Below are 12,889 nucleotides of genomic sequence, written 5' to 3'. Positions count from 1 at the left end.
TTCATGACCTGAGAGCCTACGTGCCGGACCGTCGGCCGACCCTTTACGGTGAGGTACGTGGCATTGCGCACCGTGCACGACATCGATATCGAGCTGCCGGTCTTCGACCCGGGTGAGCTCGAGCCGGTCAGCGCGCCCTGGGGCGGCAACCTCAACGAGGCCCACGTGCAGACCGGCCGCGCCATCCGCACGACCCTCATCGACGCCCGCCTGCGCCGGTCCCACCTGGAGAACCTCGACCTCAACGGGGTCGTGTGGGAGGACGTGGCGATCAGCGGGTGCCGGTTCGAGAAGGTCGACTTCACCGCCGCGCGGCTCACCGGGCTTTCCCTCGAACGGGTGCATTTCGTCAACTGCAAGCTGACGTGGGCCAATCTCGCCGAGACGCGCCTGTCGGACGTGCTGTTCGAGGGCTGCCGGCTCGACGGCGCCTCCCTCGACGACGTCAGCACCGCCGGCCCGACCGGCTTCGTGGGCTGCGTGCTGGTCAACACCAACCTGCGCGACTGCGTGCTGCCCTACGCGGCGATGCAGGGCTGCCGGCTGCGGCAGATGTCGTTCGAGAGCTGCGACCTGCGCGGCGCCGACCTGCGCGGCAACCAGCTGTCCGAGGTCAGCGGGATGAGCAGCCTGCGTGGCGTGACGATCGAGCCGGCCCAGCTGCCCGGGCTCACCGACGCGGTGATGCGGGACCTCGGCGTGATCGTGCGCGGCCCGAAGGGTTGACCCGCCAGCGCGGGCGGCCGTGCGGGAAGGTGCGCGTCGGCGGGTCGTCGACGCAGGCGGCCACCGACTGCGCGGCCGTGCCCAGCAGGTCGCGCGGGTCGGCGTCCAGGGCGCCCTCGACCGAGGCGAACGTGGCGATCCCGCTCATCCCGGCGGCGACGTGCAGCCACGAGCGGATCGCCGGCGAAGGTGCGGCCAGGCGCAGCTCGCCGCCGCGGTCGCGGGCCATGCCGGCGACGTTGACCAGCAGCGCCGCTCCGGTCGTGTCGCACACGGTCACCTGCGACACGTCGAGCACCAGCCGGGGCTCGTCGGCGACGAGGAGCCCGGCGAGCACCGGCTCGATCGTCGCGACCGTCCCGTCCACCAGCAGCCCGTGCAGGGCCAGCACGACCGCACTCATCGTTGCTGACGGTACCGATCTCGACCGCCGCGCGTCAGCGGCCGGGCGGCCGACCCCCCGTGGGGCCGTTCAGCCTGCGGGAGGTCGACGGACGCCGATGATGACGCCGGTGCCGTGCTCGAGCTCGACGCAGACCAGCCCCGGGTCGTCGAACAGGGTCCTGCGCACCCGGTCCTGCAGGACCTTGAAGGCGTCGGGCCAGTCGTCGACCGCCCGCATGTCATCGACGACGATCGTCCCGCGCGGGTTGAGCCGGGCCAGGGTGTGCTCGAGCCCCTCGGACTTGCCGGCCTTCGCGTCGGCGAAGATGAGGTCGAAGCCGCCCTCCGCCGCGGCCAGGAACTCCAGGCCGTCGCCCACCCGCAGCTCCACGAACGCGGGCCACTCGCCCTGCGCGGCGACCGCCGAGGTGGCCGGGTCGAGCTCGACCGAGACGACGCTGACGTCGGTGCGCGGCAGCAGGCCACTGGCCAGCCAGGCGGTGCCGACGCCGGCGCCGGTGCCGAGCTCCAGCACCCGGGCGCCGGGCGGCAGGGCGGCCGCGAGCGTGGCGAGGAGCCGCCCGACGGGTGGCTCGCAGGACAGTTCGAACCCGTTGGCCGCGGCCCGGGCGTAGGCGGAATCGACGAGGTTCACGGCAGCGACCCTACCGAAGATCGTCGCGCTCCCCGTGCAAAGCTGTGCCCCGTGAAGTCACTGCCTCTGCGGGTGCTCACCCCCGCCGCCGTCGCCCTGCTGGCCCTCGGCGCCTGCGCAAGCCCCGAGCCCGCGCCGAAGTCGCCCGGCAAGGACGCGCCGGAGCAGACCGCCAGCAGCTCGTTCGAGGTGAAGGACGACGTGAGCGTCGTCGAGGTGGACAGCGAGGGCGGCTCGATCACGATCAAGGTGGGCGCCGGTCCCACGATCAAGGTGACGGAGACCCAGCGGTACAAGACCGACAAGCCGGAGCGCAAGCAGACCCTCGATGGCGGCGAGCTCATCCTCGCCTCGACCGGCTGCGCGAAGAGCGACTGCTCGATCTCGTACGAGATCGAGATGCCCTCGACGCTCAGCGTGCGGCTGGACAGCTCCGGCGGGCAGATCGCGATGACCGGCCTCACCGGCCTCATCGACGTGCAGTCCGACGGCGGCGCGCTGTCCGGCGAGGGCCTGGCCCCGCCGGAGCTCAACGCGCGCACCGGCGGCGGCCCGGTCGACCTGAAGATCACCCAGGCGCCGGACCGCATCGACATCGACAGCGGCGGCGGCAACGTCAACCTGCGGCTGACCTCGGACGGGTACGCGCTGGACGCCCAGCTCGACGGCGGCAAGCAAAGCGGCACGGTCAAGAACGACGCCGGCTCGGTGCACAAGCTGAAGGTGGCCACCGGGGGCGGCAGCCTGTCCTTCGTCTAGTCGGTGAGGGCGCTGTAGATCAGCTGGCGCAGCTGGGGGCGCAGCGGATATGTGCTGGACGGCACGAGCTGGGTGTAGAAGCCGACGGTGAGCCGTTCGACGGGGTCCACCCAGAAGGCCGTGCTCGCCGCGCCGCCCCAGTAGAACGTGCCCGGGGAGCTCCACACCCGGGCCGGCACCGGGTCCCGGACCACGGCGAAGCCCAGGCCGAAGCCGATGCCCTCGAACGTGGTCTCGGCGAAACCGCCGGTCTGCAGCGTGTCCAGGTCGGCGCCGCCGGGCAGGTGGTTGCGGGTCATGAAGCCGACCGTGCGCGGGCCGAGCAGGCCCTCACCCCGGTTGAGCAGCATGTTCATGAACCGCTGGTAGTCGGCGGCGGTCGAGATCAGGCCGCCGCCGCCGGACGGGGCCTTCGGCTCCTCGTACGCCAGGCCGCCCATCGGGTCGAAGCGCACCCGGCGGCCGTCTGGGCCCGGGACGTACAGTGCGGCCATCCGCGGCTCGCCCGGCTCCACCGACCAGGTGGTGTCGCCCATGCCGAGCGGCTCAAGGATCCGCGTGCGCACGAACTCGGGCAGGGACACCCCGGAGATCACCTCGACGAGCCGGCCGAGCACGTCGGTGCTCACCCCGTAGCCCCAGGCGGTGCCGGGCTGGAACAGCAGCGGCAGGGCGGCGTAGTCGCGGCACGTCTCGGCCAGGTCGGCGCCCGGCTTGCTGTACACGTCGTAGCCGGCCTTGCGGTACAGGGCGTCGACGACGGAGGTGTTCAGGAAGCCGTACGTCAGGCCGGAGGTGTGGGTGAGCAGGTGCCACACCCGGATCGGCTCGGCCGCCGGGACGGTGAACGGCTGGCTCGCCGAGCCCTTCTCGTAGACGCGCATGTCGCGGAACTCGGGCAGCCAGCGGTCGATCGGGTCGGTGAGCTCGAAGCGCCCCTCCTCCCACAGCATCATCGCCGCGACCGAGGTGATCGGCTTGGTCATCGAGTACAGCCGCCAGAGGGTGTCCGGCTCGACCGGCAGCCCGGCCTCGGCGTCGCGGTGGCCGTAGACGCTGCTGTGCACCACCCGGCCGTCGCGCGCGACGGTGAGCTGCCAGCCGGCCAGGCGGCCGTCGTCGACGTACCGGGCGAAGTGGGCGTCCAGGCGGGCCAGCCGCCGCGCGTCGAATCCGGCCTGCTCTGGCGCCACTTCGCGGTCGATACTCACACTGGGGACTGTAGATCTTCTCGTGCGGCCTAGGAAAGGGCGAGCTGGTCGGCTGCCGCCACGACCCGGTCCACGAACCCGTAGGCGACCGCCTCGGGCGCGGTGAACCAGCGGTCCCGGTCGGAGTCCTCCTCGATCTGTGCGGAGGTCTGCCCGGTGTGCTCGGCAATGAGCCGCTGGATCGTCTTCTTCGTGTACACCATCTGCTCGGCCTGGATGGCGATGTCCGCGGCGGTACCGCCGATGCCGCCCGACGGCTGGTGCATCATCACCCGCGAGTGAGGCAGGGCGTAGCGCTTGCCGGGCGTGCCGGCGCTGAGCAGGAACTGCCCCATCGAGGCGGCCATGCCCATGACGACGGTCGAAATGTCGTTGCGGACGAACTTCATCGTGTCGTAGATCGCCAGCCCGGCGTGCACGGCCCCGCCGGGTGAGTTGATCCAGAAGCTGATGTCCTTGTCGGGGTCCTCGGCGGCGAGCAGGATGAGCTGCCCGCAGATGCGGTTGGCGCTCTTGTCGTCGACCTCGGTGCCGAGGACGATGATGCGCTTGCTGAGCAGCCGGTCGAACACGGCGCTGTCGAACGGGATGTCAAGGTCGGCCATGTCTCGACGGTATGGCCGGCTGCCCCGCTCGGGACCCCCCGTTCGCCGTGAGCGTGTTCGCTCTCAGCTTGGCCCTCAGTTCGGCCGGAGCACCCGGCGCAGGGCATCGAGGACCGCCGGGTCCTCGATCGTCGACGGGACCGGCTCGTCGCGGCCGTCGGCGATGCCCCGCATGGTGCGGCGCAGGATCTTGCCGGAGCGGGTCTTCGGCAGCGCGGCCACGACCTCGACGTCGCGCAGGCTCGCCACCGCCCCGATCCGATCACGGACCAGCTGGACCAGCTCGGCCGCCACCGCGTCGGGCGCGGTGTCGACGCCGGCCCTGAGCACCACGAAGCCGCGCGGCACCTGGCCCTTGAGCTGGTCCTCGACGCCGATGACGGCGCACTCGGCGACCGCCGGGTGGCCGGCCAGCACCTCCTCCATCGCGCCCGTGGACAGCCGGTGGCCCGCGACGTTGATGACGTCGTCGGTGCGGCCCATGACGAAGAGGTACCCGTCCTCGTCGAACCGGCCGCCGTCGCCGGTCAGGTAGTTGCCGGGGAAGGCGCTGAGGTACGACCCGACGAACCGCTCGTCGTCGCCCCACAGCGTCGGCAGGCAGCCCGGCGGCAGCGGCAGCCGGATGACGATCGACCCGTCGGTGCCGGCCGGCGCGTCCGACCCGTCCGGCAGGACCACGCGCACGTCGAAGCCGGGCACGGGTACCGACGGCGAACCCGGCTTGGTCGGCATCGCCTCCAGGCCGCGGGGGCTCGCCGCGACCGGCCACCCGGTCTCGGTCTGCCACCAGTTGTCGACGACCGGCACGCCGAGGCGCTCGCCGGCCCACTCGTACGTTTGCGGGTCGAGGCGCTCGCCGGCCATGAACAGCGCGCGCAGCGACTTCGTGCGGGCGCGGTCGATGCGCGCGCCGTCCGGGTCCTCCTTGCGGATCGCCCGGATCGCGGTCGGCGCGGCGAACAGCACGTTGACGCCGTGGTCCTCCACCACCCGCCAGAATGCGCCGGCGTCCGGGGTGCCGACCGGCTTGCCCTCGTACAGCACGGTCGTCACGCCGGCCAGCAGCGGCGCGTACACGATGTAGGAGTGCCCGACGACCCAGCCGACGTCGGACGCGGCCCAGAACACGTCGCCGGCGGCGCAGTCGAAGATGTTCGCCATCGACCAGGTCAGCGCCACGGCGTGGCCGCCGTTGTCGCGCACGATCCCCTTCGGGCGCCCGGTGGTGCCGGAGGTGTAGAGGACGTACAGCGGGTCGGTCGCCGCCACCGGCACGCACTCGGCCGCCATGGCGCCCGCCACCGCGTCCGCCCAGGTCACGTCGCAGTCACGCAGCTCGCCCGGTGCCTGCTCGCGCTGCAGGATCACGCAGCGCTCGGGCCGGTGCGCCGCCTCGTCGAGCGCGGCGTCCAGCAGCGGCTTGTACCGCACGATCCGGCTCGCCTCAATCCCGCACGAGGTGGCCACGATGACCTTCGGGCGCGCGTCGTCGATGCGGGCGGCGAGCTCCTTCGGCCCGAAGCCACCGAACACCACCGAGTGCACCGCGCCGAGCCGCGCGCACGCGAGCATGGCGACGACGGCCTCGGGAACCATCGCCATGTAGATGACGACCCGGTCGCCCCGGCCCACGCCGAGCCGGCGCAGGGCGCCCGCGAAGATCGCGACCTCGTCGCGCAGTTCCCGGAAGGTGTACCGCCGGACGGTTCCCGTCACCGGGCTGTCGTACACCAGCGCGGTGGCGTCCCCGCGCCCGGCGTCCACGTGCCGGTCGAGGGCGTTGTAGCAGGTGTTGAGCTCGGCGTCGGGGAACCACCGGAAGAACGGCGGCCGGTCGGCGTCGAGGATCCGAATCGGCATCCGCGCCCAGTCCACGCCCGCGGCGGCGTCGCGCCAGAACCACTCGGTGTCGGTGAGGCTGCGCTGGTACGTGTCGTGGTAGGCGCCCATGCCCGGATCCTGCTCCGCCCCGCCCGCGTTTGGGTAGGTCACTTTTCCCGAGGATTTCCTGGCTGTTTCCTCTTGCGTCGCCGAGAGCCTTGCTGGATCCGGACAAGTCATGACACTTCCAGCGTCACGACTTGTCCGGATTTATCATGACATTCCCGGGTGTTCGGGCCGGGCTGGTCAGAACGCGGCGTTCAGGCTGGGGCGTTCGCGCTGGCCAGGCCGGCCGGGGCGTGGGCGATCGCGCGCTGGATCGCGGCCACGAGCGCCAGCGCCGCCTCCTCTGTCAGCTCGACCGCGACCCGCGCCGACGGGCCCTCGGCCGGGTTCGCGAAGTCAATGTTCACGGTGTGGCCGAACGGCGCGCGCTGCGGGTGGTCGACGTACACCGCGGCCCGCGTCAGGTCGAACCAGCCCGCCGCGCCCTTGCCGGCGCCCTCGATGTCGACGGTCTCCGTCTCGTACGTGCACATGTCAGGCCCCCAGGTGCTGGTCGAAGAACGCGAAGATGCGCCGCCAGCCGTCGACGGCGGCCTGCGGGCGGTACGAAGGGCGGTCGACCGCGAAGAACGCGTGGCCGGCGCCCTCGTAGCTGTGGTGCTCGAAGCTCTTGCCGTGCTCGGCCATCAGCTCGGCGAGGCGGGCGACCTCCTCCGGCGCGGGATACTTGTCGTCGTCGCCGAAGAGGCCCAGCACCGGGCAGCGCACGTCCTGCAGGCGGTCCTTGATCGGCTGCGCCTTCAGCCCCACGCCGGCCGGCGGCGCCTCCAGCGCGAACGCGCCGTAGCAGTCGACGGCGGCATCCAGGTCGACCGCCGTGGAGACCAGCAGCGCCTGGCGCCCGCCCGAGCAGTGCCCGATCACGCCGACCTTGCCGTTGGCGTTGTCCAGCGCGCGCAGCGCCGCGGCCGCGGTCGCCACGTCGCGGATGATCTGCTCGTCGGGGATGCCGCCCTGGCCACGCACGAAGGCGGAGGCGTCGTCGGGCGCGGCGTTCGGCGCCTCGCGCCAGAACAGGTTGGGGCAGATCGCCGAGTACCCGTTCGCGGCGAACTTGCGCACCATCTCCTTGGTAGCCTCGTCGAATCCGGGCAGGTGGTGGATCACCACAACGCCGGGCACCGCCCCGGCGTCGAGCGGCCGGGCCTGGTACGCCTGGATCTGCTCCTCCCCGATGAACACGGTCTCGGCACGGATCGCGTCTGACATCGTCTTCTCTCCGTCGTTCTCGCGGCAGTTTTACTTAGCCGAGCGAACAATATCCCCGACCGCTCAAAAGGGTTCACGCGACGCTCATCACGCCCGCACGGCCGAAACGTCCCCAGGAAGGCCGGCCATCGCGATTCGTGGAGAGCCCGACCACGAGAACGCCACGGGTTCACACGGCCGCCGGGCAACGCGGCCACTCGCCACAGCAAGGCGCGGCCCATCCGGTCAGCGTGCACTTTCACCCACTGGCCGGCGCCGGTTTACGCCCATTTCGCCCGCCCGCCCGTCAGCCCGGCCACCCGGCAGCGCGGCCGCGTTGGCACCACGGCCGCGCCCGGCAGCGCTACCGTGCGGATGGCGCGGCCAGCCGACGCCGCAACCCACCCCGACCGCACGGTCGCGCGCGACAGCGGCCGCGTTGGCACCACGGCCGCGCCCGACAGCGCCGCCGTGCGGGTGACGCGGCCAGCCGGCGCCGCAACCGCCCCCGCCGCACGGCTAACCGGCGCCTGACCGCCCCGGCACCACGGCCGCACCCGGCAGCGGTCGCTCGGCCGAGCGACCGCCCCGGCGGCGCGGTCGCGCCGGCGGCCCGCGGTTCGCGCGGGCCCCCGGGAAGGCGGGCGCCGCGCGAAGGTGTCAGTGGCGGCCGGGCTCCGAGCGGCGCAGGGCCAGCCGGGCCAGGCCGATGAGCAGGACGATCTGGACGAGCAGGATGAATACCGAGCGCCACCAGGCGCCCGTCGTGTGCTCCCACAGGGAGTCCTTGAACGGGATCATGGACTGCAGGTCGACCGTCGACGCGCCGGCGGCCAGGCCCCAGCGGGTCGGGAAGAGCCAGGAGATCTGCTCCAGGACATTCTGGCCGTCGAGCTCGAACAGGCCGCCGGAGAGCACGAGCTGGGCCATCACCACGACGACGAGCACCGGGGTGGTCTGCTCGGTGGTCTTCACCAGGGCGCTGACCAGCAGGCCGAACGCCATCGACGCCAGCGCGACCAGGGCGACCGGAATGGTGATCTCGAAGAGCCAGTGCTTGGGGAAGATCAACGGGTCCTGCGGCGGCTTCTTGCCCAGCAGCGCCAGCCAGGTGAACAGCGCCGTCTGCACGATGATGATCAGGGAGAAGACCAAGACCTTGGAGGCGAGGTACGCCCCGGCGGAGAGACCGACGGCGCGCTCACGCTTGTAGATCGTCGACTCGTTGACGATCTCGCGGATGGCGGCGGCCGTGCCCAGGAACGCGGCGCCGACGGCGAGCACGACGAGCAGCCGCTGGGCCTCCAGGCTGAACCGCGTCAGGCCCGGTGCCAGCCCGTTGTCCCCCGGCACGGTGCGGGTGAGCAGCGCCAGGGCGAGCGGCAGCCCGAGCATGAAGACGCTGAAACCGCGGTCGGCGGCGGTCACCCAGAGCATGCGCAGGCAGAGCGTGAGGAACTGCCGGACCGGCGCCGCGGGGTGCAGCGCCCGGCTGCGCAGCGACGCCCCGCCGAGCCTGACCCGGGCCCGGCCGACCGCCACGTCGGGCCGCTCGCCTGCGGCCCCGCCGCCCGGGGTGGCGCCGCGGGCACCGGCGGCGGGATGGTCCGCGGTCGCCGGGGCGGGGCGGGGCGGGGGCTGCTGCTCGGCCGTCGGCGACTCGGGCGGCGCGGTCGGCCGCGCGGGCATCTTCTCCGTGACCGGCGACTCGCCGGGGACGGCAGCCGGCCGCGCGGGGATCTTCTGCGTGGCCGTCGACTCGCCGGGGACGGCGGCCGCGACGGCCGCGGAAGGCCGCGCAGGCACCTTCTCCGTGGCCGGCGACTCGTCGGCGACGGCGGCCGCGGAAGGCGCGACCGTGGGAGTGGCGGCGGTGGGGGCGGCAAGGGCAGCAGGCGCGGTTGTGCGCCGGGCCGGGACCGAGGTGCGAACCCGCTCGACCGCCTTCGGCTTCGGCGGCGGCGCCTTCGCGATCTGGTCGGTGACGTAGCGCGCGTAGAGGTCGGAGCTGCGGTATCTGCTCACCCAGTGCTCGGCGTTGTTGGTGACCTCGCGGAACACCTCCGCGTAGTCCTCGGCGCCGAAGAAGTCCAGCAGCTCGCCGGGCGGCCCGAAATATCCCATCCGGCCGCCGACGGTGAGCACCAGGACGCGGTCGGCCAGGTCGAGGTGCATGACGTTGTGGGTGACGACGGCGACCGTGCGGCCCCGATCGGCCAGCTCGCGCAGCTCCTCCATGACCTCCTTGTCCAGCGCCGGGTCGAGGCCGGAGGTGGGCTCGTCGAGGAAGAGCAGCGAGGGCTCGGTGAGCAGCTCCAAGGCGACGGAGACGCGCTTGCGCTGGCCGCCGGAGAGGCTGTCGATGCGCTGCTTCGCCCGCTCGGTGAGGTTGAGGGTCTTGAGCACCTCGGCGACCCGGGCGCTGCGCTCCTTGCGCGGCACGTCGTCGGCGAAGCGCAGGGCGGCGGCGAAGCGCAGCGCGCGGCGCACGGTGAGCTGGCGGTGCAGCACGTCGTCCTGCGGGACCATGCCGATGCGGTAACGCAGCTCCGCGTAGTCGGCGTAGAGGTCGCGGCCGTCGTAGCGCACCGTGCCCTGGCTGGCGGGGCGCAGCCCGGCGACCGCCTTGACCAGGGTGGACTTGCCGCAGCCGGAGGGGCCGATGACGGCGAGCACGCTGCCCTCGGCCAGGGCGAAGCTGACGTCGTCGAGCAGGACCGCGTTCTTGATCCGCACCGTGAGGTCGTCGGCGATGAGCGAGGACGGGCCCGCGTCCTCGAACTCGTGCAGCCGGGCACCGTCGAAGATGAACTCGTGCCGGCCGATCGAGATCAGGTCGCCGGGGCTCACGTCCTGGCGGGTGATCTGCCGGCCGTTGTGGAACGTGCCGTTTCGGCTGCCTAGGTCGACGACCTCGAAGCCGGTCGGGGTGCGGCGCAGCTCGGCGTGGTTGCGCGAGCTGCGCAGGTCGCTCAGGACGATGTCGTTGCCGGCGCCGCGGCCGATGCGGATGCTGCCGGCGCCGAACTCGTGCTGCGTCGCCTCGCGCAGCTGTGGCGGCGAGGGCTGGACCGGCACCGACTCGGTGATCGTGACCACCTTGAACCGCACCGGCGGGCCGTCGGCCGAGCCGAGGTGGACCTCGCCGCCGTCGGTGGCGGCGATGAACGCGGCCTTCTCCCCCGCCACGAAGGTGCCGTTGCGGCTTGCGAGATCGCGCAGGAACCAGCCGTCGTCGTTCCAGATCACCTCGGCGTGCCGCCGGGAGATCAGGTCGCCCTCGACCACGAGGTCGTTGGCGGCGTCGCGGCCGATGGTCACGGTGTCGTCCGGCCGGACGACGGCCTTCTGGTCCCCGCTGGTCACCTCGAGCACGGTGAGCTCTCGGGTCTCCGTCTGCTGATCGATGCTCGCCACGGCGCTCATCATGCCGTGGGGGTACGACAAGAAACAGCGGGGGTGGGTGTATCAGGAAGCCGACGGCGCTCCTCATATGTGTCGAGACCGACGACGACACGGCGAGGAGGAGCCCATGGCCGCGGACGCCCGTTCCGACGAATGGCGCTCCCGGCGCGCCCGGCGGCTGGGGGGCCTGTCCTGGGTGCGCCGCGAGGACCGGACGGACGGCACGCCGGTGCGCTTCGTCGCCGACGAGCTGCTGGTGCTCGACGACCACTTCGCCACCGCGCGGCAGGCGTTCGCGGAGCAGGGCTTCTCCGGTCGGGACATCGTGGAGGAGGGGGATGTCCCGGACGGATACCGGCGGGTGCGGCTGGCCGGCCTGGACGTCGCGCGGGCCGCTCGGCGCGTGCGCGTACAGGCGGAGGCGGCCGGCGACATTCGGGTGGCCGCCGGGCCCAACCACGTCTTCGTGTCGACGGCGTTCGAGCACACCGGGCCGTACGGGCCGCCGCGCCCGGCGCCGCCCGGGGCGCTCACCGCGCAGGACGGCACCGACGGGGTAGGGGTGCTGGTGCTGGACGCCGGCGTGTGGTTGAACAGCCCGTTGCCGAAGGACCGGTACGTCACGGAGGACTACGAGTCCGACGCGGACGTCGGCGACGACGGGATCAGGGACGGCGACGCGGGACATGCGAACTTCGTCGCCGGGGTCATGCTGGGCCGGTCGCGGCGGGTACAGCCGAGGTTGATGCGGATCGTCGACACGTTCGGGGTCTGCCGGGAGAGCGACCTGGTCGCGGCGCTCCGGCAGGCGGGCGACGATCCGATCATCAACCTCTCGCTGGGGGGATACACGCTCGACGACCGGCCGCCGGTCCTGCTGACGGCGGCTCTGGCGGGCCTGCTGACCAGCGGCGACCGGGTGGTCGTGGCGGCGGCCGGCAACGACGGCCAGCACGACCGGCCCTTCTGGCCGGCCGCGTACGCCGGGACGAGCGCGCCGTGGCGGCGGCGCGTGGTCGCGGTCGCCGCCCACGACGGCCGGCGCGTCTGTGAGTGGAGCAACACCGGGACGTGGGTCACGCTCGTGGCCCCGGGCGCGGACGTGGTCAGCACGTTCGTGCACCACGAGAGCTTTCCGGACGGCTGGGCGAGATGGAGCGGGACGTCGTTCGCCGCGCCGTTCGTCGCCGCGGCGATCGCCGAAGCGCTGCCGGCGGCCGGGTCCGCCCGGCTCGCCGCGGAGGCCGTCATCGCCGGGGCCGGCCTCCGGTTCGGCCGCTATGCCGGTGTGGCGTGACGGCCATGCATCACACCAGGGGGAGGGGGGTGACGGGGTGTGGCGCGCTGGTCGCCGCGCCCCGTCGCCCGGGGGCCGCGATGCTACCCTTCGGAGCCATGGCCGACCCCGAAAGTACCGGTGAGCACGCAAATGCCGCACTTCTGCGGGCGGCCGCGGCCGGCGACCAGCAGGCGTGGGAGTCCATTGTGGACAGGTACGCCAACCTTGTCTGGTCGGTGGCGCGCAGCTTCCAGCTCGGCCAGTCCGACGCCGCCGACGTGAGCCAGGCGACCTGGCTTCGCCTGGTCGAACACGTCGACGACGTTCGCGACGCCGACAAGCTCGGCTCGTGGCTCGCCACCACCGCCCGGCGCGAGGCGATCGCCCTGCTGCGCAAGGGCGGCCGCGACGTCCCCGCGGGCTCGGCCGGCGACTTCGTCGGCCACCTCGGGGTCCAGATCGGCCTCGACCAGGTCGAGGACGAGCCCGACGCGGGCCTGCTGCGCGACGAGCGCGACGCCGTGCTCTGGCAGGAGTTCCGCGCGCTGTCCGGCCAGTGCCAGCAGCTGCTGAGGGTGCTCATCGCCGATCCGCCGCCGAGCTACGCCGAGGTTTCGGCCGCGCTCGACGTGCCGATCGGCAGTATCGGTCCGACTCGCAAGCGCTGCCTGGGCACGCTGCGCCGACGATTGGCGGCTTCGATATGACCCACTGCTGCTGGGCAGGG

Annotated in this window: 12 protein-coding genes; 4 read left to right on the top strand and 8 right to left on the bottom strand. The window is 72.6% G+C overall.

Annotation, left to right across the window (positions count from 1 at the left end):
- Positions 1-57: 57 nt before the first annotated feature.
- On the top strand, positions 58-726 hold the full coding sequence (locus tag ACGFI8_RS30480) for a pentapeptide repeat-containing protein (RefSeq protein ID WP_392810156.1): 669 nt from the start codon (positions 58-60) through the stop codon (positions 724-726).
- Here ACGFI8_RS30480 and ACGFI8_RS30475 read toward each other — a convergent pair.
- Complete coding sequence (locus ACGFI8_RS30475; protein ID WP_392810154.1) at positions 671-1,129, bottom strand: STAS domain-containing protein; 459 nt, start codon at positions 1,127-1,129, stop codon at positions 671-673. The two genes, ACGFI8_RS30480 and ACGFI8_RS30475, sit on opposite strands and share 56 nt — an antisense overlap.
- A 69-nt stretch (positions 1,130-1,198) precedes the next feature.
- Complete coding sequence (locus ACGFI8_RS30470) at positions 1,199-1,765, bottom strand: O-methyltransferase (protein WP_392810153.1); 567 nt, start codon at positions 1,763-1,765, stop codon at positions 1,199-1,201.
- A 51-nt stretch (positions 1,766-1,816) separates the two neighbouring features.
- Between ACGFI8_RS30470 and ACGFI8_RS30465 the strand changes: the two genes are divergently transcribed.
- Positions 1,817-2,524 (top strand): hypothetical protein, encoded by a 708-nt coding sequence (locus ACGFI8_RS30465; protein WP_392810151.1) that lies wholly within the window; start codon positions 1,817-1,819, stop codon positions 2,522-2,524.
- On the opposite strand, the gene ACGFI8_RS30460 is transcribed toward ACGFI8_RS30465, so the two are convergent.
- The 6 genes from ACGFI8_RS30460 to ACGFI8_RS30435 all read right to left on the bottom strand — a co-directional run bounded on the left by ACGFI8_RS30460 (position 2,521) and on the right by ACGFI8_RS30435 (position 10,895).
- Positions 2,521-3,735: a serine hydrolase domain-containing protein gene (locus ACGFI8_RS30460; protein ID WP_392810149.1), complete on the bottom strand. Its 1,215-nt coding sequence runs from the start codon at positions 3,733-3,735 to the stop codon at positions 2,521-2,523. The genes ACGFI8_RS30465 and ACGFI8_RS30460 overlap by 4 nt on opposite strands.
- Before the next feature lie 29 nt (positions 3,736-3,764).
- Positions 3,765-4,340, bottom strand: coding sequence for a ClpP family protease (locus tag ACGFI8_RS30455; protein WP_392810147.1), 576 nt, complete (start codon positions 4,338-4,340; stop codon positions 3,765-3,767).
- A gap of 75 nt (positions 4,341-4,415) precedes the next feature.
- A complete protein-coding gene (locus ACGFI8_RS30450) occupies positions 4,416-6,293 on the bottom strand; it encodes a propionyl-CoA synthetase (protein ID WP_392810336.1) in 1,878 nt (625 codons plus the stop codon).
- 191 nt (positions 6,294-6,484) lie between these two features.
- On the bottom strand, positions 6,485-6,763 hold the full coding sequence (locus tag ACGFI8_RS30445; protein ID WP_392810145.1) for a DUF6295 family protein: 279 nt from the start codon (positions 6,761-6,763) through the stop codon (positions 6,485-6,487).
- 1 nt (position 6,764) lies between these two features.
- Positions 6,765-7,499, bottom strand: coding sequence for a dienelactone hydrolase family protein (locus ACGFI8_RS30440; RefSeq protein WP_392810144.1), 735 nt, complete (start codon positions 7,497-7,499; stop codon positions 6,765-6,767).
- A 639-nt stretch (positions 7,500-8,138) separates the two neighbouring features.
- On the bottom strand, positions 8,139-10,895 hold the full coding sequence (locus ACGFI8_RS30435; RefSeq protein ID WP_392810143.1) for an ATP-binding cassette domain-containing protein: 2,757 nt from the start codon (positions 10,893-10,895) through the stop codon (positions 8,139-8,141).
- A 115-nt stretch (positions 10,896-11,010) separates the two neighbouring features.
- Here ACGFI8_RS30435 and ACGFI8_RS30430 point away from each other — a divergent pair, with 115 nt between their 5' ends.
- A complete protein-coding gene (locus ACGFI8_RS30430) occupies positions 11,011-12,180 on the top strand; it encodes a S8 family serine peptidase (RefSeq protein WP_392810142.1) in 1,170 nt (389 codons plus the stop codon).
- Between the two features lie 98 nt (positions 12,181-12,278).
- Complete coding sequence (locus ACGFI8_RS30425; protein ID WP_392810140.1) at positions 12,279-12,869, top strand: RNA polymerase sigma factor; 591 nt, start codon at positions 12,279-12,281, stop codon at positions 12,867-12,869.
- Positions 12,870-12,889 lie beyond the last annotated feature (20 nt).

It is taken from the genome of Dactylosporangium sp. NPDC048998, from assembly GCF_043197855.1.
Classification (GTDB): Bacteria; Actinomycetota; Actinomycetes; order Mycobacteriales; family Micromonosporaceae; genus Dactylosporangium.
The sequence above is the reverse complement of the archived record's forward strand: the minus strand, read 5'-3'. Positions and strand labels throughout refer to the sequence as shown.

Coding starts and splice junctions, on each gene's coding strand:
- ACGFI8_RS30425 (WP_392810140.1), top strand. CDS start 12,279: ATGGCCGACCCCGAAAGTACCGGTGAGCACGCAAATGCCGCACTTCTG.
- ACGFI8_RS30450 (WP_392810336.1), bottom strand. CDS start 6,293: ATGGGCGCCTACCACGACACGTACCAGCGCAGCCTCACCGACACCGAG.
- ACGFI8_RS30475 (WP_392810154.1), bottom strand. CDS start 1,129: ATGAGTGCGGTCGTGCTGGCCCTGCACGGGCTGCTGGTGGACGGGACG.
- ACGFI8_RS30440 (WP_392810144.1), bottom strand. CDS start 7,499: ATGTCAGACGCGATCCGTGCCGAGACCGTGTTCATCGGGGAGGAGCAG.
- ACGFI8_RS30455 (WP_392810147.1), bottom strand. CDS start 4,340: ATGGCCGACCTTGACATCCCGTTCGACAGCGCCGTGTTCGACCGGCTG.
- ACGFI8_RS30445 (WP_392810145.1), bottom strand. CDS start 6,763: ATGTGCACGTACGAGACGGAGACCGTCGACATCGAGGGCGCCGGCAAG.
- ACGFI8_RS30430 (WP_392810142.1), top strand. CDS start 11,011: ATGGCCGCGGACGCCCGTTCCGACGAATGGCGCTCCCGGCGCGCCCGG.